This is a genomic window from Ralstonia sp. Ralssp135 (assembly GCF_047304345.1).
Classification (GTDB): domain Bacteria; phylum Pseudomonadota; class Gammaproteobacteria; order Burkholderiales; family Burkholderiaceae; genus Ralstonia; species Ralstonia chuxiongensis.
Genome location: NZ_JBGLYZ010000117.1, coordinates 1 through 245 on the forward strand (window position 1 = coordinate 1; position 245 = coordinate 245).

Sequence of the window (245 nt, forward strand, 5' to 3'; positions counted from 1 at the left end):
GAGGTGAAGCCCGCGTATGGCCGAACAAGCCACCACCATTCCATGCACCCAGCCACCAGAAGCGTTGGTGACTCGCATCCTCGAGCCAGCATCCTATCCACACCCTGCTGCGGATCTGCAGATGATCGAAACCCATCTGTCGTGGGGGTTGCTGGGTGGAGAGTTTTCGTTCAAGGTGCGCAAGCCGATCAAGCTGGACTTTTTAGATTTTTAGACGCTACGTGCGCGGCAAATAGATTTCGAGG

The 245-nt window shown here is 55.5% G+C and carries 1 protein-coding gene; it reads left to right on the forward strand.

Going from position 1 to position 245, the window contains the following annotated elements:
* The first annotated feature begins 16 nt into the window (after nucleotides 1-16).
* A complete protein-coding gene (locus ACCD03_RS25615) occupies nucleotides 17-214 on the forward strand; it encodes a hypothetical protein (RefSeq protein ID WP_413413295.1) in 198 nt (65 codons plus the stop codon).
* Nucleotides 215-245: the final 31 nt, after the last annotated feature.

What these genes read in the sequence shown, in the direction of transcription:
- ACCD03_RS25615 (WP_413413295.1), top strand. Translation starts at nt 17, where the DNA reads ATGGCCGAACAAGCCACCACCATTCCATGCACCCAGCCACCAGAAGCG.